Origin of the sequence: Geodermatophilus dictyosporus, assembly GCF_900115505.1 — a bacterium.
Taxonomy (GTDB): Bacteria; Actinomycetota; Actinomycetes; order Mycobacteriales; family Geodermatophilaceae; genus Geodermatophilus; species Geodermatophilus dictyosporus.
Genome location: NZ_FOWQ01000005.1, coordinates 124624 through 142875, shown reverse-complemented (window position 1 = coordinate 142875; position 18252 = coordinate 124624). Strand labels below are relative to the sequence as shown.

Here is an 18252-nt window from a genome sequence, read left to right as displayed (position 1 = left end):
GAGAGGACTCCCCGTGTCCCCAGCCCCCGCCACCGAGGTGCCGGCCGGCCCACCGGCCGCGTCGCCTGCCTCCGAGCCGGTCGTCGCGATGACCGGCATCACGATCCAGTTCCCGGGCGTCAAGGCCCTCGACGACGTCTCGCTGCGGCTGTTCCCCGGCGAGGTCCACGCGCTGATGGGCGAGAACGGCGCCGGCAAGTCGACGCTCATCAAGGCGCTGACCGGCGTCTACCCCTACGACGCCGGCACGGTGACGCTCGCCGGCGTCGAGCAGCGGTTCACGAGCCCCGCCGACGCACAGGCGGCCGGGATCAGCACCGTGTACCAGGAGGTCAACCTCTGCCCGAACCTCACGGTGACCGAGAACATCGTCCTCGGCCGTGAGCCCCGTCGTCGCGGCTCGATCGACAAGCGGGCCTCCCGGGAGCGGGCCCGGCGGGTGCTGGCCGAGCTGCACCTCGACATCGACCCGCGGTCGGTCCTCGGGTCCCACCCGATCGCCGTCCAGCAACTGGTGGCCATCGCCCGCGCCGTCGACACCGACGCCCGGGTGCTCGTCCTCGACGAGCCCACCTCCAGCCTGGACGCCGGGGAGGTGGCCGAGCTCTTCCGCGTCGTGCGGTCCCTGCGGGAGCGGGGCGTGGCGATCCTGTTCGTCTCCCACTTCCTCGAGCAGGTCTACGAGATCAGCGACCGCATGACCGTCCTGCGCAACGGCCGGCTCGTGGGGGAGCACCGCACCGCCGACCTCCCGCGCACCGAGCTGGTCCGGGCGATGATCGGCCGCGAGCTGGCCACGCTGGAGGACCTCGAGCGCGCCGCGCCGCGGCCCGTCGAGGACGGCGCCGTGCCGCGTCTGTCGGCCTCGGGCCTCGGGCGCCGGGGTGCCGTCGAGCCGGCCGACGTCGCCGTGCACGCCGGGCGGGTCGTCGGGCTGGCCGGCCTGCTCGGGAGCGGGCGCACCGAGCTCACCCGGCTGCTGTTCGGCGCCGACCGGGCCACGGCCGGGCGGGTGGAGGTCGACGGCCGGCCGGTGCGCCTGCGGTCACCCCGCAGCGCGATCGCCCAGGGCATCGCCTTCCTCTCCGAGGACCGCAAGGGCGAGGGCGTCGTCGGCGACCTCACCGTCCGCGACAACGTCCTGCTGGCGCTGCAGGCCCGGCGCGGCTGGCTGCGTCCCATCCCGCGCAAGGCCGGCGACGAGATGGTCGCCCGGTACATCCGCGCACTCGACGTCCGGCCGGCCGATCCCGGGGCACTGCTGCGCAACCTCTCCGGCGGCAACCAGCAGAAGGTGCTGCTCGCCCGCTGGCTGCTCACCGAGCCCCGGCTGCTGCTGCTCGACGAGCCCACCCGGGGCATCGACATCGGCGCCAAGGCCCAGATCCAGGAGCTGGTCGCCCGGCTCGCCTCCGAGGGGATGTCCGTGGTCTTCGTGTCCGCGGAGCTCGAGGAGGTGCTGCGGATCTGCGACTCGGTCGTGGTGCTCCGCGACCGCCACGTGGTCGCCGACCTCGACGCCTCCGACACCTCGCTCGACGGCGTCGTCGACCTGATCGCCCGGGGGGACACCCGTGACTGACACGCCCGCCGCCGCCCGGCCCCGCCCGGCCACCGGCCTGCTCGACCGCGCCCGCCGCTCCCCGGTCCTCTGGGCGGTGGCCGCGCTGGGCGTCCTGCTGCTGTTCAACGCGGTGGCCAACCCGGGGTTCTTCAGCCTGCGGATCCAGGACGGCCACCTGTTCGGCAACCTGGTGAACGTCGTGAAGAACGTCGCGCCGGTGCTGCTCATCGCCGTCGGCATGACGCTGGTGATCGCCACCCGGGGCATCGACCTGTCGGTGGGGGCGGTCCTCGCCATCTCCGGCTCGGTCGCCTTCACCATCGTCGAGGGCGCGGCCGACCCCTCCTCGGGGGCGACCGCGGCACTGGCCATCGGGGTCGCCGTCGCCGCGGGGCTCGTGCTCGGAGCGTGGAACGGGTTCCTCGTCTCCGTGGTCGGGATCCAGCCGATCATCGCGACGCTGGTGCTCATGACCGCCGGCCGCGGCATCGCGATGCTGGTCACCGACGGCAACATCGTCACCGCCGAGAACCCCGTGTTCGACTGGCTCGGCGGCGGCTTCCTCCTCGGGCTGCCCGTGCAGGTGGTGATCACGGCGCTGGTCCTGCTGGCCGTCGGGGTCTTCACCCGCCGCACCGCCCTCGGCGTGCTCATCGAGGCCGTCGGGGTCAACCCGGCCGCGGCGCGCCTCGCCGGCGTGCGGGCGCGCAGCATCACCTTCACCGTCTACGTCTTCGTCGCCCTGGTCGCGGCCGTGGCCGGGCTCATGGTCACCGCCAACGTCAGCGCCGCCGACGCCAACCGGGCCGGGCTGTTCATCGAGCTCGACGCGATCCTCGCCGTCGTCATCGGCGGCACCTCGCTGGCCGGCGGCCGGTACTCGCTGACCGGCACGGTGGTCGGCGCGCTCATCCTGCAGACGCTGACCACGACGGTGCTCACGATGGGCCTGCCCGACGAGTACATCCGCCTCTTCAAGGCCGTCGTGATCATCATGGTCTTCCTGCTCCAGGCGCCGCGGGTGCGCGCCGCGCTGCGCCGCCGCCGGCGTCCCGGTGCCGCCGCTCCCGCCGGGACCGCGGGGAGCCCCGCGACCCCCGGCCCCGTCCCGCCGGAGCCCGTCCGGCCGCCCGTCCCGGTGCCCGGCACCGTTCCCGGCCGCTCGGCCGAGCAGGGGGTCCTCCGATGACCGTCTCCGACACCCGTCCCCCCGAGGCCCCCGACCGCCCGGCGACGCCGGCCGCGGCGTCGCGCCCGGGGTGGCAGGGCGCGGTGCGCCGCTGGCTGCGCAGCACCAGCACCGGCTCGAGCACCGTCTCGGTGCTCATGACCGGCGTCCTGCTCGTGGTGCTCTTCGGCGCCGGGTCGGTGCGCTACGAGAACTTCGGCTACCCGCAGGTGGCGCTGAACCTGCTGGTGGACAACGCCTACCTGATCGTCCTCGCGGTCGGGATGACGTTCGTGATCCTGACCGGGGGCATCGACCTCTCGTCGGGCGCGGTGGTCGCGCTCGGCACGGTGATGGCCGCGAGCCTGCTGCAGGCCGGGTGGCCCGCGCCGCTGGTGATCGCCGCCGTCCTGGCCACGGGGTCGCTGCTCGGGTGGCTGATGGGGCTGGCCATCCACGGGCTGCAGCTGCAGCCGTTCATCGTGACCCTGGCCGGCATGTTCCTGGCCCGCGGGATCTGCTTCGCCATCAGCGGGCCCTCGATCCCCATCCAGGACGACCTGTTCACCGCCGTGGCGATCAACGTCGTCGAGCTGCCCGGCGGGACGTTCCTGTCCTACGGCGCGGTCCTCGCGCTGGTCGTGGTGGCCCTCGCCGCCTACGTCCTGCACCGGACGCGCTTCGGGCGGACGGTCTACGCCATCGGCGGGAGCGAGTCGTCGGCCGCGCTGATGGGGCTCGCCGTCGGCCGGACGAAGGTCGGCGTCTACGTGATCAGCGGCTTCTGCTCCGCACTCGGCGGGCTGCTGTTCAGCGTCTACATCCTGTCCGGCTGGAGCCTGCACGGCATCGGCCTGGAGCTCGACGCGATCGCGGCGGTGGTCATCGGCGGCACGCTGCTGGTCGGCGGGCGCGGCCTGGTCGTCGGGTCGCTCCTGGGGGTCCTCGTGCTCGGCACGATCAAGGCGCTCATCGACTTCGACGGCGGGCTCAACTCCTGGTGGACGAAGATCACGATCGGCGTGCTCCTGCTGGTCTTCGTCGTCCTGCAGCGGCTCACCAGCCGGCGCGCCGGGACGGCGTCGTGACCACGCTGGGCACCCCGGCCCGGGACGGCGCCACGGGCCGCGGGGCGCACCGCGGCCTGCGAGGATCGGCGGTCGTGGGCGGGCGGGGGAGGAGCCAGTCGGCCGGCAGCCGTCCCGCGGTCATGGCCGACGTCGCCCGGCTCGCCGGGGTCTCCGCCCAGACCGTCTCCCGCGTCCTCAACGACCACCCGTACGTGGCCGAGGAGACCCGCACCCGGGTGCTCGAGGCGATGGACAAGCTGGGCTACCGCCGCAACCTCACGGCGCGTGCCCTGGTCACCCGCCGCACCGACACCATCGGCGTCGTCGCCTTCGACACCGGCCTCTACGGACCGGCGAGCACGCTGTTCAGCCTCGAGCAGGCGGCCCGCGAGCGCGGCTACCACGTGCACGTGGCCACCGTGCCCGACCTGTCGGAGGAGGGGTTCACCGCGGCCGTCGAGCGGCTGCGCGAGCACTCGGTGTCCGGCGTCGTCGTCCTGGCACCGCAGCGCGCGGCGGTGCGCGTGATGGCCGGCCTCCCGGCGGACCTGCCGGCGGTCGCCGTCGAGGGCGGGGCCGCACCCGGCATCACCTCCGTGGTCATCGACCAGGCCGGGGGAGCGGTGCAGGCGACCCGGCACCTGGTCGACCTCGGACACCGCCGCATCGGTCACGTCACCGGCCGGGAGGACTGGATCGAGGCCGCCGCCCGACTGCACGGCTGGCAGCAGACGATGGCGGCCGCCGGCCTGCCCGCCGACACCGTCCTGCCGGGTGACTGGAGCGCGCGGTCGGGTTACGAGGCGGGGGTGGCCCTGCTCGCGGCGGGCGTCCCGGTCACCGGGGTCTTCGTCGCCAACGACCACATGGCGCTCGGGATGATCCGGGCGCTGGCCGAGGGCGGCGTCCGGATCCCCGAGGACGTCAGCGTGGTGGGCTTCGACGACATCGCCGAGGCGGAGTACCTGCGCCCGCCACTGACCACCGTCCGGCAGGACTTCGCCGAGGTGGGCCGGCGCTGCGTGGACCTGCTGCTGCAGCAGGTCGAGGACCCGGACCGGTCCTCGTCCGACGACGCCGTCGTCGTCCCCGCCGCGCTCGTGGTCCGCGCGTCCACCGCACCGCCGTCGGGCGCCTGACGGCGCCGCCCGGCACCTACCCCTCCGTCCTGCAGACCGCGGGACGTCTCTCCCGTCGCGTCCGCGGCGGGTCCCCAGCACACCCGTGACCCCGACGGCGGCCCGCCCGGCCGCGTCAGAGCAGGAGGACCGATGTCGGAGAACGCCGGCGCAGTGATCACCGGCGGTCGCACGGCCCTGGGGATCGAACTCGGGTCGACACGGATCAAGGCGGTGTTGATCGGGCCGGACCACGCTCCGCTCGGGGTCGGCAGCCACGACTGGGAGAACCAGCTCGTGGACCGGCTGTGGACGTATGCGCTGGGCGACGTCTGGACCGGGGTGCAGCAGAGCTTCGCGGCTCTGGCCGAGGACGTGCAGCGGCGTCACGGGGTCGACCTGTCCACGGTCGGGGTCCTGGGCGTGTCGGCGATGATGCACGGTTACCTCGCGTTCGACGCCTCCGGTGAGTTGCTCACGCCGTTCCGCACGTGGCGCAACACGAACACCGGACGGTCGGCCGAGCGGCTCAGCGCAGAGTTCGGCGTCAACATCCCGCACCGGTGGAGCGTCGCGCACCTCTACCAGGCGATCCTGGACGGCGAGGAGCACGTCGGTCGTCTGGACCACCTGACGACCCTGGCCGGTTACGTGCACTGGCAGCTCACCGGCGAGAAGGTCCTCGGCATCGGTGATGCCAGCGGGATGTTCCCCATCGACGACGGCACCCGCGGTTACGACGCCGGGATGCTGGCCCGGTTCGACCAGCTGGCCGCCGAGGCGGGGGTGGACCTGACCCTCGCCGACCTGCTCCCCACGATCGAGTCCGCCGGCCGTCAGGGCGGCGAGCTCACCGAGGCCGGCGCGAAGCTGCTCGACCCGACCGGGCGGTTGCGCCCCGGCGTCCCGCTCTGCCCGCCGGAGGGTGACGCGGGCACCGGGATGGTCGCCACCAACTCGGTCGCTCCGCGCACCGGCAACGTCTCCGCCGGTACCAGCATCTTCGCCATGGTCGTGCTGGAGCACGAGCTCGCCGGGGTGCACCGCGAACTGGACCTGGTCACCACGCCGGCCGGCGACCCGGTGGCCATGGTGCACTGCAACAACGGGGCCAGCGAGCTGGAGGCCTGGGTCGGGCTGTTCACCGAGTTCGCCCGGGCTCTGGGATCCCCGGCGGACCCGTCGGCGGTCTTCGAGATCCTGTTCACCGGGGCTCTCGGTGGTGCCAGTGACGGCGGCGGGATGCTGGCCTACAACTACCTCTCCGGGGAGCCGATCACCGGGCTCGAGGAGGGCCGGCCACTCTTCCTGCGGTCCCCGGACAGCCGGCTCGACCTCGGCACCTTCGTACGGACCCACCTGTACTCGTCCCTGGCCACGCTCCGGATCGGCATGGACGTCCTGCAACGGGCCGAGGGCGTGCGGCTCGACCGGATGTTCGCTCACGGCGGCCTGTTCAAGACCGAGGGCGTCGCCCAACGCTTCCTGGCCGCCGCCATCGACACCCCGGTCTCCGTCGGGGACGTCGCCGGCGAGGGAGGCGCCTGGGGCATCGCCGTCCTGGCTGCCTTCGCCGGCAGTCGCTCTCCGGAACGGAGCCTGGCGGACTACCTGGAGACCACGGTCTTTCCCGGCGCGGACGTACGGACGGCCGAGCCGGACCCGGTCGACGTCGCCGGGTTCGACGCGTTCATGCAGCGCTACGTCGCCGCGCTCCCGGTCGAGCGCGCCGCCGTCGACCACGTCAGCCCCGCCCAGCGAGGAGAACTCCGATGACCGCCACCCTGACCGAGCGGGGCACCCACCGGGTGCAGCGGGCGCACGTCGCCGCGCTGCACGCCGAGCTGACCCGGTACGGCCTGGTCACCTGGACCTCCGGCAACGTCTCGGAACGGGTGCCGGGTGAGGACCTGTTCGTCATCAAGGGCAGCGGTGTCTCCTACGACGACCTGTCCTGGGAGGGCATCACCGTCTGCGACCTCGACGGCGGCGTCGTCGACGGCGTCCGCAAGCCCTCCAGCGACACCGACGCGCACGCCCACGTCTACCGCGAGATGCCGGAGGTGCGCGGTCAGGTGCACACGCACAGCCCCTACGCCACGGCCTGGGCCGCCCGCGGGGAGGAGATCCCCTGCGTGCTGACGGCGATGGCCGACGAGTTCGGCGGTCCCATCCCGGTCGGGCCCTTCGCGCTCATCGGGGACGACTCGATCGGCCGGGGGGTCGTCACCACGCTGCGCGGGTCCCGCTCGCCGGCGGTGCTCATGCGCAACCACGGCGTCTTCACCGTCGGCCCCTCGGCCCGGGCCGCGGTCAAGGCGGCCGTGATGACCGAGGACGTGGCGCGGACGGTGCACCTGTCCCGCCTGCTGGGGGACCCCCTGCCCATCGCGCAGTCGGACGTCGACGCGCTGTACGCCCGCTACCAGAACGTCTACGGACAGTGAGGAAGGTGCCCCCCGTGGCCCCAGAGCCCTTCGCCGCGCACGAGGTGTGGTTCCTGACCGGCAGCCAGGGGCTGTACGGCGAGGACACGCTGCTGCAGGTCGCCGAGCAGTCGCAACAGGTGGCCAAGGCGCTCGACGAGGCCGCCGAGGTCCCGGTCCGGGTGGTCTGGAAGCCGGTGCTCACCGACGCCGGCGCGATCCGCCGCACGATGGGCGAGGCGAACGAGGACCCGTCCTGCGTCGGCGTCATCACCTGGATGCACACCTTCTCCCCGGCGAAGATGTGGATCTCCGGCCTCGACGCGCTGCGCAAGCCGCTGCTGCACCTGCACACGCAGGCCGACGCCGCGCTGCCGTGGGCGACGATCGACATGGACTTCATGAACCTCAACCAGGCCGCCCACGGCGACCGGGAGTACGGGTTCGTCCTCACCCGGCTGCGCATGCCGCGGACGACGGTCGCCGGCCACGTCAGCGACCCGCGGGTGCGCGCGCGGGTCGGCTCGTGGGCCCGGGCGGCCGCCGCCGCCACCGCCGTCCGGTCGCTGCGGCTGGCCCGCTTCGGCGACAACATGCGCGACGTCGCCGTCACCGAGGGCGACAAGGTCGAGGCCGAGATCCGCTTCGGCGTCTCGGTGAACACCTGGGGGGTCAACGACCTCGTCGCCGTCGTCGAGGCGGTGGAGGACGAGGCGGTCGACGCCCTCGTGGAGCAGTACGGCGACCTTTACGACTGGGCTGACGACTGCCGTCCGGGCGGCGAGCGGCACGAGGCGGTGCGCTACCAGGCCCGCGTCGAGGCGGCGCTGCGGACCTTCCTCGACGACGGCGGTTTCGGCGCCTTCACCACGAACTTCGAGGACCTCGGCGGCCTGCGCCAGCTCCCCGGCCTCGCCGTCCAGCGGCTGATGGCCGACGGGTACGGCTTCGGCGGGGAGGGTGACTGGAAGACCGCCGTCCTGCTCCGGACCCTGAAGGTCGCCGCCGCCGGGCTGCCCGGCGGGACGTCGTTCATGGAGGACTACACCTACGACCTGACCGGGACGCCGCGGGTACTCGGCGCGCACATGCTCGAGGTGTGCCCGACCATCGCCGGCGGCCGACCGCGGGTCGAGGTGCACCCGCTGTCCATCGGCGGCCGCGAGGACCCCGCCCGGCTGGTGTTCACCGCCGCACCCGGCGAGGGCGTCGTCGTCGGGTGGTGCGACCTGGGTGACCGCTTCCGCTGGGTCGCCAACGAGATCGACGTCGTCGAGCCCGCCGAGGCGCTGCCGCACCTGCCGGTGGCCCACGCCGTCTGGCAGCCGCGCCCGGACTTCGAGACGGCGACCGAGGGCTGGCTGACCGCCGGGGGACCGCACCACACGGTGCTGTCCACGGCGCTGGGCGCCGACGAGCTCACCGACCTCGCCGAGGTCTTCGGCACCGAGCTGGTGCTCATCGACGACGGGACGACGCGCCGGTCGCTGGCCAAGGAGCTGCGCTGGAGCGCGGCCTACCACCGCCTCGCCCGGGGTTTGTGAGGGCCGGTCGCGCCGGGCGGCCCGCACTGTGCCTGCGCCGACCGCAGGGGCATGCTCCGTAGGCGGGAGGAGCCTGCCGGTGCGGCGGGCCGCGCGGACGGAGGACGCGATGACGGATGAGCAGCCAGTGGAGCCCGACGCGGTCATCGGCGCGGACGGCGCCGCACTCGCCCGCCGGGGTGCGAGGGAGGGTGCGTCGAGCCGTCTTCCCGAGCAGCTGGTCCCGACGCTGGGACGTCTGGCCACCGCCGGGCCGGTGCTGGCCGCGTCGGCGGTCGCGCTGACCGCGGTCGCGGCCGCCCGGGTGCTGCAGGTGGTCGGGCGCACGGCCTGGCAGGTCGCAGGCCGGGACGCGCAGCAGCAGCCGATCACCGGCCTGGTCGAGGTCACGTGGACCCGGGTCGAGATCCGCCTGGTGAGGTAGCGCCGAGAGCCCACCGCGGGGTCACGCGCGGACGTCGTGACGCGGTCCTCGCGCGAGTCGTCGGGCTCGACGCCGTGCTCCGCGGCGTCCCGCGCGCCCGAGGCGCCGCCGGTCGGCCTGCACGCGGACGCGGGCCGGCCGGCTCCCCGGCTCTGCCCGAGCCCGTTGCCGAGCCCGTTGTGCCGGGCCCGTTGTGCCGCGGTCGGCGGGTGAGGAGCATCGTGGGATGGCGCGCTACCAGGTGACAGTCGTGTCAGGGGATCCGTCGCGGACGGCCGCGGAGGTCGCCGCCGACGTCGGCGCGGAGGTGATCCGCAAGATGCGCGTGGCGGACGGGGTCACGGCGCTCGCCACGGACGAGCAGATCGACGCCCTCACCGCCGCCGGGGCGACCGTGCACCGGCACCGCGACCTGGCCGAGGGGCGCGCGGAGCGGCTCGCCGACGTCGGCGAGGGCGACCGGTACGCCGAGGCGCTGCGCCGGCTGGCCGGACGCTGAGGTGCCCTACCTCAACGTGGTGGAGGTCGAGTCGGCGCTGCAGGTCGTCGCGGGCACGCACCCGGAGTTCACGGAGCTGGTGACGCTGCCGCACCGGACGTGGGAGAACCGGGTCTGCCGTGCGGTGCGGGTGGCCAGCGACCTGGCGACGGCGCGGCCCACCGTCGTCCTCTTCTCGGGCGTGCACGCCCGGGAGTGGGGCGGGCCGGACATCCTCGTGTCGTTCCTGGAGCGCCTCACCGCCGCCGCTGCGGCCGGTACGGGGATCTCCCTGCCCGGCTACACGGTGTCCGCGGCGGACGTCGAGCGGATCACCACCGGCCTGGACGTCGTGGTGTTCCCCCAGGCCAACCCGGACGGGCGGGCCCACTCGATGCACCCGGACGGCGACGAGCTGTGGCGCACCAACCGCCGTCCGCTCCCGGTCGGCGGTGTGGACGTCAACCGCAACTACGACTGGCTGTGGGACTTCCGCCGCCACTTCGACCCGCGGGCGCTCGCGCGCGGCGAGGTGTCGGTGTCCGACGTGCGGGGCCAGGACACCTACCACGGGCCGGGTCCGTTCTCCGAGCCGGAGACCCGCAACGTCGCGTGGCTGCTGGACCGCCACCCCACCGCCCGCTTCCTCGCCGACGTGCACAGCTTCTCCGAGCTGATCCTCCATCCGTGGGGTGACGACGACAACCAGTCCACCGAGCCCGCGCAGAACTTCCGCAACCCCGCCTTCGACCGCCGGCGCGGCCTGCTCGCCCAGAACGGCCACCCCGATGCCCGCCGCTACGGCGAGTACCTCGACCCCACCCACCGCCGACACCTGGTCGAGATCGGCGAGCGGGTGCGCGACGCCGTCGCCTCGGTCAACGGCCGCCGCTACACCGTCCAACAGGGCGCACAGCTGTACGGCACCTCCGGCACGTCCGACGACTGGGCGTTCGCCCGGCACGTCCTCGACCCGGCGCGCCCGGTCGTCTACCCCTACACCATCGAGTTCGGCCGTGAGCGCCCCGAGGGCGTGGCGGCCAGCTTCCACCCCCCGTACGCGGAGATGGCGAGGATCATCGACGAGGTCGTGGCCGGACTGCTGGAGATGTCCCTGGCGGGACTGGACCGGCTGGCCGCCGAGCAACTCCCGTAGGCCACGCCGAGTCCGGCCGGGGCCTCCTGGGGGAGGTGCCAGGGCGGCCCTCGCGCGGATCCGTGGGCGCCCCGCCGGCCATCGGTGCTTGCCTCTGCCCGTCGACTCCTGTGTCCTTGGCGTCACGACGACGTCACGCCCGGTCCGCTCGGGTTGTGATCGGGTAAATGGTCACGTTCGACTCTTGTTCGCCCGTCGACATTCTGGTTCCCTCATGCGAAGTCGGTCTCGAATGACGCAACAGAGATGGGGAACGTCATGGAGAACCCACGGAAGCCCACCTCGTCCTCATCCCGGGGGAGCAGATCAGGAGCCGTGGGGTCCGATCCCCCGTCCGACAACGGCGCTGCGACCGCGGCGGACCGCCCCGCCGTCCATGCGACGGACGTGACCGTGGCCGGCACCCACCCGGCGATCGCCGAGCCGCCGCCCTGCGTCGCCGACCGACACTGGGCCGTGGACAGGGTCCTGTTCGCCATCGCCGCGGTCATGGCGCTGGGCTTCGTCGCCTGGGGCTTCGTGAGCCCGACGGGTCTCGGCACCGCCAGTGGCTCGGCCCTCGGCTGGATCACCGGCAACCTCGGGTGGATGTTCGTGCTGCTGGCCTCGGCGTTCGTCGTCTACGTCATCTGGCTGGCGGCCGGCAAATACGGGCGGATCCCGCTCGGGCGCGACAACGAGCGGCCGGAGTTCCGCACCATCTCGTGGATCGCGATGATGTTCAGTGCGGGCATGGGCATCGGCCTCATGTTCTTCGGGGTCGCCGAGCCGCTGTCGCACTTCGTCGCGCCGCCCCCGCTGACCACCCAGGCCGAGTCGTCGGAGGCGATCCAGACGGCGATGGCGACCACGCTGTTCCACTGGACGCTGCACCCGTGGGCGATGTACGCCGTCGTCGGGCTGGCCATCGCCTACGGCACCTTCCGCAAGGGCCGCCGGCAGTTGATCAGCTCCGCCTTCATCCCGCTGCTCGGCCGCCGGCGGGCCGAGGGACCGGCCGGCCGCGTCATCGACGTCCTGGCCATCTTCGCGACGCTGTTCGGGTCGGCCGCATCCCTGGGCCTGGGTGCCCTGCAGATCGGCAGCGGGGTGGAGATCCTCGGCTGGGCCGGGGACGTCGGCAACGGCGTCCTGGTCGCGATCATCGCGATCCTGACCGCGGCCTTCGTCGCCTCGGCCGTCTCCGGCATCGATCGTGGGATCCAGTGGCTGTCCAACACCAACATGGTCCTGGCCCTGCTGCTCGCGGTGTTCGTCTTCGTCCTCGGCCCGACGATCCTCATCCTGAACCTGATCCCCGATGCGGTCGGCAGCTACTTCTCCGACCTCGGTGAGATGGCCGCGCGCACCGAGGCCACCGGTGGCGATGCGATGGCCACCTGGCTGCGCGGCTGGACGGTCTTCTACTGGGCGTGGTGGATCAGCTGGACGCCCTTCGTCGGGCTGTTCATCGCCCGCATCAGCCGCGGCCGCACCATCCGTCAGTTCGTCACGGGCGTCCTCCTGGTGCCCAGTCTGGTCAGCCTGCTGTGGTTCGCGGTGTTCGGCGGGGCCGGGATCGCCGCCCAGCGCAACGGCGTCGACATCGCCGGTCAGGGCACCACCGAGGGGCAGTTGTTCGCCGTCCTCGAGCAGTACCCCCTGGCCACCGCCGCGACCGTGCTCGTGATGGTCCTCGTGGCGATCTTCTTCGTGTCCGGTGCGGACGCGGCCTCGATCGTCATGGGCTCGCTCTCGCAGCGCGGCACCCTGGAGCCGAGCCGCTGGGTCGTCGTCTTCTGGGGCGTGGTGATGGGCTCCGTCGCAGCGATCATGCTGCTGCTCGGAGAGGACGGAGCCGCACTGACGGGGCTGCAGAACCTGACGATCATCGCGGCCCTGCCGTTCGCGCTGGTCATGGCGGCGATGGCGGTGAGCCTGGTCAAGGACCTCCGCCACGACCCGATCGTCCTGCGCGGCAACTACGCCTCCCTGGCCATCGAGCAGGCCGTCGTCGACGGCATCAGCCGCCACGGCGACGACTTCGTCCTGGTCGTGGAGAAGACGCCGGATCCGTCGTCGGACACCCCGGCGGGGGCGGGAGGGCCGCCCCCGGTGAGCCCGGAGGCGAACGGCCGGCTGCCCATCCGCCCGAGCGGCAACTTCGTGGCACCGGCCGGAGGGGAGCCGTCCGTCCCCGCGCAGACCTCGCCCAGGGCGGAGGCGATGGGCCGACCGTCCGGTCCGCGCATCTAGCGCGCCGGCCGGCCCGGAGGGCCTCCCGGCACCGGAGCTGCGGCGTGCCGCTCCGGTGCCGGGAGGCTCCGCCGCGTCGGTTCGGCGGAGGAGCCGGCAGGGCGCGGCGAGCCCGGTGCGGTCCGCCACGCCGGCAGCCCGGCCCGGGGCCGGGAGCGCGGCGAGGACCGACAGAGGACCGACAGCAGCCGGTCGCCCGGGTCGGTTCCGCTCGTCGAGACCTCGTCCCGGATCTCCAGCCGGCGCCCGGGTCGCCGGTGCACGGGTGCCCGGGCCGGACGGCTGGGGTCGCTGCAGGGGCCTCGCGCTGTCCGGCCGCGGCCTCCTGGGCCTCGGTGGCCTGCTCCTGCCCGGGGCCTGGCGTCACGTGCCGCGCTCCCGACCCCCCGTGGTCGCCGCCGGGCGCCAGGGCCGGGTGGTCAGGACGGCGTCGGCACCACTGAGCGCAGCTGCCTGCGCCACCGGGTGAACAGGCGGGGCTGGTCCATCCCGAGGACGGCCACCGGGTGCCCGTCGCGCTCGTAGACCACCAGGAAGCTGCGGTCGGCGCAGCTGCCCTCCACGACGCGGGCGACGTCCCCCTCGCGCCGCGAACCGGCGAACTGGATGCGGGCGCCGTACTGGTCGGACCAGAAGTAGGGCACGGGCGTGGGCACCGGCCCCCCGGTGCCCAGCAGGGTGGCGGCCGCGGTGGCCGGCTGCTCGAGCGCGCTGGTCCAGTGCTCGGTGCGGACGTGCCGCTCCGCGGCGACCGACCACGTCGCGGCACAGTCGCCGACCGCGACCACGCCGGGGACGTTGGTGGCGCCGCGCACGTCGGTGAGGACGCCGTTGCCGAGGGCCACGCCGGAGTGGGCGAGCCACTCGACGTTGGGTGTGGCGCCGATGCCCACGACCACCACGTCGGCGGGCAGGCGCGTGCCGTCGGTCAGCTCGACGGCCTCGACCCTGCCGGTGCCGACCAGGCCGGCGACCCCGGTGCCGACCAGCAGACGGGTGCCGTGGTCGGCGTGGAGTCCGGCGCAGACGGCACCCATGTCGGTGCCCAGCGGGCCGGCGAGCGGGACGGGCTGCGTCTCGACGACGGTCACGTCCAGTCCGAGCGTGCGGGCCGTGGAGGCGACCTCGGCGCCGATGAACCCGGCACCGATCACGACGAGACGCTCGGCGAGGGCCAGGTCCTCCCGCAGGACGATCGCGTCGTCCAGGGAGCGCAGCACGTGCACGCCGTCGAGGCCGTCGCTCCCCGGTAGGCGCCGGGCGCGGGCGCCCGTGGCGAGGACGACGCCGTCGGCCCGGACCTCGCTGCCGTCCTCGAGCAGCACGGAGCGGCTGAGGTGGTCCAGGCCGACCGCCGTGGTGCCGAGCCGCCACTCGAGGTGGAGGTCCTCGTCGTCGGGCGCGCCCAGGGCGATGTCGTCGGACGAGGCCCTGCCGGCGAGGAAGTCCTTGGACAGGGGTGGGCGGTCGTAGGGGGCGTGCACCTCGTCGCCGATGACCACGATGCGGCCGTCGTAGGACTGGTCGCGCAGTGCCCGGGCAGCGGAGAGGCCGGCCAGCGAGGCCCCGACGACGGCGATGGTCGGGCTCATGCAGCACCCTCCGCGGCCACCCCGGGCCGGACGTAGACCATGCCGTCCGCCACGACGACCCGGTGCGTGCGGACGGGGGTCTTGGCCGGCGGGCCGGACACCTTCCCAGTGCGCAGGTCGAAGCAGGAGGCGTGCAGCGGGCACTCCACCGCGCAGCCGTCCAGCCAGCCGTCGGCCAGCGAGGCGTCCTGGTGGGTGCAGGTGTCGTCGATCGCGTAGAACTCGCCGTCGACGTTGAAGACCGCGATGGGCTCGTCGGCCTCGACTCGGATCGCCTCGCCGGGCGGCAGTGCGGTCGTGGGGCAGACCAGGATCATGTGCGCTCCAGGCTCATCGCTGTTGCGTCAAACGCAACTTTGTGCCGATGACGCAACAGCATGCTGGAGGGCGGCCGGGCCCGTCAAGAGCGGGCAGGGTCCGGTGCCGTCGGCGACCTACGCTGAGGCCATGAGTGGGCCACGGGGCGCGAACGGAGAGCGGAACTCGGTCGCCGCGGTCCAGTCCGTGGACCGTGCGCTGAGCGTCCTCGAGATCCTGGCGGCACACGGGGAGGCCGGTGTCACGGAGGTGGCCGCCGAGCTGGGCGTGCACAAGTCCACCGCCTTCCGGCTGGTCGCGGTGCTGGAGAGCCGGGGCTTCGTCGAGCAGCTGGCCGACCGGGGCAAGTACCGACTCGGCTTCGGTGTCGTGCGCCTCGCCGGCGCTGCTGCCGCTCAGCTCGACATCGCCCGGGAGGGGCGGCGGATCTGCGAGGCCCTCGCGGCCGATCTCGAGGAGACGGTCAACATCGCCATCCTCGACACCGACCGTGCGGTGAACGTCAACCAGGCCCGCGGGCCGGCGGCGCTGAGCACGCACAACTGGGTGGGGCAGGGCACCCCCCTGCACGCCACGTCGAGCGGCAAGGTGCTGCTGGCGCACGCTCCCGACGCCGTCCGCAAGGGTGTGCTGTCCCGGGACCTGCAGCGCTTCACGCCCGCCACGATCACCGATCCCGAGGTGCTCCGGCAGGACCTCGACCGGATCGTCGAGCAGGGGTGGGCCTGCACCGTCGAGGAGTACGAGGTCGGGCTCAGCGCCGTCGCTGCCCCCGTCCGGGACGCGGACGGCGACGTCGTCGCGGCACTCAGCGTCTCCGGGCCGTCCTTCCGCATGGCCTCGGAGGACTTCCCGAAGCTGGCCAGGCGCGTGGTGACGGGTGCGGACGAGTTGAGCAGGAGACTGGGCTTCTTCAGCCAGTCCCGCTGAGCCGGTACCGCTGCAGCTCCGGGCGGCTCGCGGTCGAGGAGTGACAGGGCCTTTGTTGCGCTGTGCGCGAGCGACTGAGTAATGTGCAACACGGCGGTCGTCTGGAGCTCGCTGGCGGACGACGACCGTGGTTCGTCGCAGACCCCGTGTCGTGCGACTTCCGGCGCATCCCTCACTCGCCCGACGGAACCCCGAGGTGCCGTATGACCACCACCGAGCAGCCCGCGAGCCTCATCTCCACGTTGCCGGGCCACTACTACACCGACCCCCAGGTCTTCGCGCTGGAGCAGGCCCACGTCTTCGAGGACATGTGGTTCTGCGCCGTGCGCTCGAGTGACCTGCCGACGCCCGGCTCCTTCAAGAAGGTCCAGGTGGGCAGGGAGAGCGTGCTCGTCGTCCGCAGCCGGGACGGCGGCCTGCGCGCGTTCCTCAACATCTGCCGGCACCGCGGGGCGCAGATCTGCACGGAGGACTCCGGTGCGGTCAAGCGCGCCTTCCAGTGCCCGTACCACGCCTGGACCTACGACCTCGAGGGCAAGCTGATCGCGGCCCCGAACCTGACGAAGATGCCCGACATCGACCGTGTGGAGTACGGGCTGGTGCCGGTGCACCTGCGGGAGTGGCTGGGGTACGCGTGGGTGTGTCTGGCGACGGAGCCCCCGTCGTTCGAGGACGACGTCATGGGCGCCATCGTCGAGCGGCTCGGCGACCTGGAGTCCATCGACCGCTGGGAGCTGGACTCGCTCACGGTGGGCCGTCGCATCACCTACGACGTGAAGGCCAACTGGAAGCTCATCATCGAGAACTTCATGGAGTGCTACCACTGCGCGACCATCCACCCGGAGCTGACCGAGGTGCTCCCGGAGTTCGCCGACGGCTACGCCGCGCAGTTCTTCGTCGGGCACGGCGCGGAGTTCGGTGAGGAGGTCCAGGGCTTCACCGTCGACGGCACCGAGGGCTTCGGCAAGCTCCCCGGCGTCGCCGAGGACCAGGACCGCCGCTACTACGCCATCACCGTCCGGCCGACGGTCTTCGTCAACCTGGTGCCCGACCACGTGATCTTCCACCGCATGTTCCCGGTCGCGGAGGACCGGACGATCGTGGAGTGCGACTGGCTCTACTCCCGCGACGTGGTGGATTCGGGCAAGGACGTGTCCCGGTCGGTGGAGCTGTTCCACCGGGTCAACGAGCAGGACTTCGAGGCCTGCGAGCGCACCCAGCCGGCCATGTCCTCGCGGGCCTACGCCAACGGCGGCGTGCTCGTCCCCTCCGAGCACCACATCGGCGCCTTCCACGAGTGGTTGACCCAGCGCCTGTCGGGCTGAGGCCGGACCCGCTCCCGAGGGGCCGGGAGGACGACGTCCTCCCGGCCCCTCGGTGCGCTGAGCGGAGCCTCCGCTACCCCGTGCCTGCGTCGGACAGGCGAGCCAGCCGGTCCTGCCGCCACGCCTCCGTCCGCGCCACCTCGTTGAAGGTGGAGAAGTGGAAGCCCCGCAGGTGGTGCTCGGGATCCCCGAGGGTGTGCGCGAGACCGTCGACGAGCCGATCCGGCCGGTAGCCGTGCGGCAGGAAGAAGCGCCAGAACAGGCTGTGCTGCCTCGACAGGAAGCGGGCCGACTGCCCGAGCCCGAGGCCGGCCGAGATGCGCACCAGCTTCTGCCGCGTCACCGCGCCGGGGAGACCGATCCGGACCGGCAGGTCGACGCCCCGCAGCGCGACGTTCCGTGCCCAGGTCGTCGTCGTCGGGGCGGAGAAGCACAGCTGCGTGATGACGTGGGTGGCGTGCGGGGTCTTCCGTTCGAGGGCGCGCTCGATCAGTGCCGTGCTGATGTGACCGTGTCCCTCGGGATGGCCGCCGATCCCCACGTGCCGGAAGGAGTGTCCGGCGGTCTCCAGCGCCTCGAGCAGACCGAGGGCGTCGGGGGACTCTCCGGCAGGATCGGGGGCGTCGCCCCCGACGACGAACACGCTGTCGACGTCCGCGGCGTGGAGGCGTGCGACGACGTCGGACAGGTGGGCGGCGTCGCGGACGAGTCGGGCGGCCAGGTGAGGGGTCACCGTGAACCCGTGACCGGACAGGCGTTCCGCCAGGTCGAGCGTGGGCGTCAGGCCCTTGGCCTCGGTCACCGTCACGGTGAGGGGCACGCTCGGGGGGACGTGCTCGACGACCGACTCCTCGGTCCCGCGCAGCGGTAGGACCTCGTAGCTCGCCTCCCGCAGCGCCTGCTC

Annotated in this window: 16 protein-coding genes; 13 read left to right on the top strand and 3 right to left on the bottom strand. The window is 73.2% G+C overall.

Translation table 11 applies throughout. The annotated features are described in order from the left end of the window. The first annotated feature begins 13 nt into the window (after positions 1 to 13). The 11 genes from BMZ33_RS13555 to BMZ33_RS13505 all read left to right on the top strand — a co-directional run bounded on the left by BMZ33_RS13555 (position 14) and on the right by BMZ33_RS13505 (position 13183). Positions 14 to 1582, top strand: coding sequence for a sugar ABC transporter ATP-binding protein (locus BMZ33_RS13555; RefSeq protein WP_169064296.1), 1569 nt, complete (start codon positions 14 to 16; stop codon positions 1580 to 1582). Continuing rightward, positions 1575 to 2753: an ABC transporter permease gene (locus BMZ33_RS13550; RefSeq protein WP_169064295.1), complete on the top strand. Its 1179-nt coding sequence runs from the start codon at positions 1575 to 1577 to the stop codon at positions 2751 to 2753. The genes BMZ33_RS13555 and BMZ33_RS13550 overlap by 8 nt, the downstream gene beginning before the upstream one ends. Next, a complete protein-coding gene (gene yjfF, locus BMZ33_RS13545) occupies positions 2750 to 3820 on the top strand; it encodes a galactofuranose ABC transporter, permease protein YjfF (RefSeq protein WP_091111319.1) in 1071 nt (356 codons plus the stop codon). The genes BMZ33_RS13550 and yjfF overlap by 4 nt, the downstream gene beginning before the upstream one ends. Beyond that, a complete protein-coding gene (locus tag BMZ33_RS13540) occupies positions 3817 to 4941 on the top strand; it encodes a LacI family DNA-binding transcriptional regulator (protein ID WP_169064294.1) in 1125 nt (374 codons plus the stop codon). Before yjfF ends, BMZ33_RS13540 begins: the two co-directional genes overlap by 4 nt. Positions 4942 to 5073: 132 nt before the next feature. Beyond that, complete coding sequence (locus BMZ33_RS13535) at positions 5074 to 6696, top strand: xylulokinase (protein ID WP_091111316.1); 1623 nt, start codon at positions 5074 to 5076, stop codon at positions 6694 to 6696. Then, positions 6693 to 7367, top strand: coding sequence for an L-ribulose-5-phosphate 4-epimerase (locus BMZ33_RS13530; RefSeq protein ID WP_091111313.1), 675 nt, complete (start codon positions 6693 to 6695; stop codon positions 7365 to 7367). Before BMZ33_RS13535 ends, BMZ33_RS13530 begins: the two co-directional genes overlap by 4 nt. Before the next feature lie 14 nt (positions 7368 to 7381). Beyond that, positions 7382 to 8890 (top strand): L-arabinose isomerase, encoded by a 1509-nt coding sequence (araA, locus tag BMZ33_RS13525; protein ID WP_091111310.1) that lies wholly within the window; start codon positions 7382 to 7384, stop codon positions 8888 to 8890. A 109-nt stretch (positions 8891 to 8999) separates the two neighbouring features. Further along, positions 9000 to 9314 (top strand): hypothetical protein, encoded by a 315-nt coding sequence (locus tag BMZ33_RS23320; protein WP_169064293.1) that lies wholly within the window; start codon positions 9000 to 9002, stop codon positions 9312 to 9314. A gap of 250 nt (positions 9315 to 9564) precedes the next feature. Then, a complete protein-coding gene (locus BMZ33_RS13515; RefSeq protein ID WP_136697291.1) occupies positions 9565 to 9813 on the top strand; it encodes a hypothetical protein in 249 nt (82 codons plus the stop codon). A gap of 1 nt (position 9814) precedes the next feature. Continuing rightward, positions 9815 to 10948 (top strand): M14 family zinc carboxypeptidase, encoded by a 1134-nt coding sequence (locus BMZ33_RS13510; protein WP_091111302.1) that lies wholly within the window; start codon positions 9815 to 9817, stop codon positions 10946 to 10948. Positions 10949 to 11404: 456 nt separating this feature from the next. Next, positions 11405 to 13183: a BCCT family transporter gene (locus BMZ33_RS13505; RefSeq protein WP_169064292.1), complete on the top strand. Its 1779-nt coding sequence runs from the start codon at positions 11405 to 11407 to the stop codon at positions 13181 to 13183. 419 nt (positions 13184 to 13602) lie between these two features. On the opposite strand, the gene BMZ33_RS13500 is transcribed toward BMZ33_RS13505, so the two are convergent. Next, positions 13603 to 14775 carry an NAD(P)/FAD-dependent oxidoreductase gene (locus BMZ33_RS13500; RefSeq protein WP_091111300.1) on the bottom strand — a complete coding sequence of 391 codons (1173 nt, stop codon included), beginning with the start codon at positions 14773 to 14775 and terminating at the stop codon, positions 13603 to 13605. After that, on the bottom strand, positions 14772 to 15092 hold the full coding sequence (locus tag BMZ33_RS13495; RefSeq protein WP_091111298.1) for a bifunctional 3-phenylpropionate/cinnamic acid dioxygenase ferredoxin subunit: 321 nt from the start codon (positions 15090 to 15092) through the stop codon (positions 14772 to 14774). Before BMZ33_RS13495 ends, BMZ33_RS13500 begins: the two co-directional genes overlap by 4 nt. Positions 15093 to 15279: 187 nt before the next feature. On the opposite strand from BMZ33_RS13495, the gene BMZ33_RS13490 reads away from it, so the two are divergent. Then, on the top strand, positions 15280 to 16023 hold the full coding sequence (locus BMZ33_RS13490) for an IclR family transcriptional regulator (protein WP_169064291.1): 744 nt from the start codon (positions 15280 to 15282) through the stop codon (positions 16021 to 16023). 203 nt (positions 16024 to 16226) lie between these two features. Further along, positions 16227 to 17348: an aromatic ring-hydroxylating oxygenase subunit alpha gene (locus BMZ33_RS13485; protein WP_091111296.1), complete on the top strand. Its 1122-nt coding sequence runs from the start codon at positions 16227 to 16229 to the stop codon at positions 17346 to 17348. A gap of 73 nt (positions 17349 to 17421) precedes the next feature. Here BMZ33_RS13485 and BMZ33_RS13480 read toward each other — a convergent pair whose 3' ends face one another. Then, entirely contained in the window at positions 17422 to 18156 is a 735-nt protein-coding gene (locus BMZ33_RS13480) for a methylenetetrahydrofolate reductase (RefSeq protein WP_169064290.1), read from the bottom strand. Between the last annotated feature and the right edge of the window lie 96 nt (positions 18157 to 18252).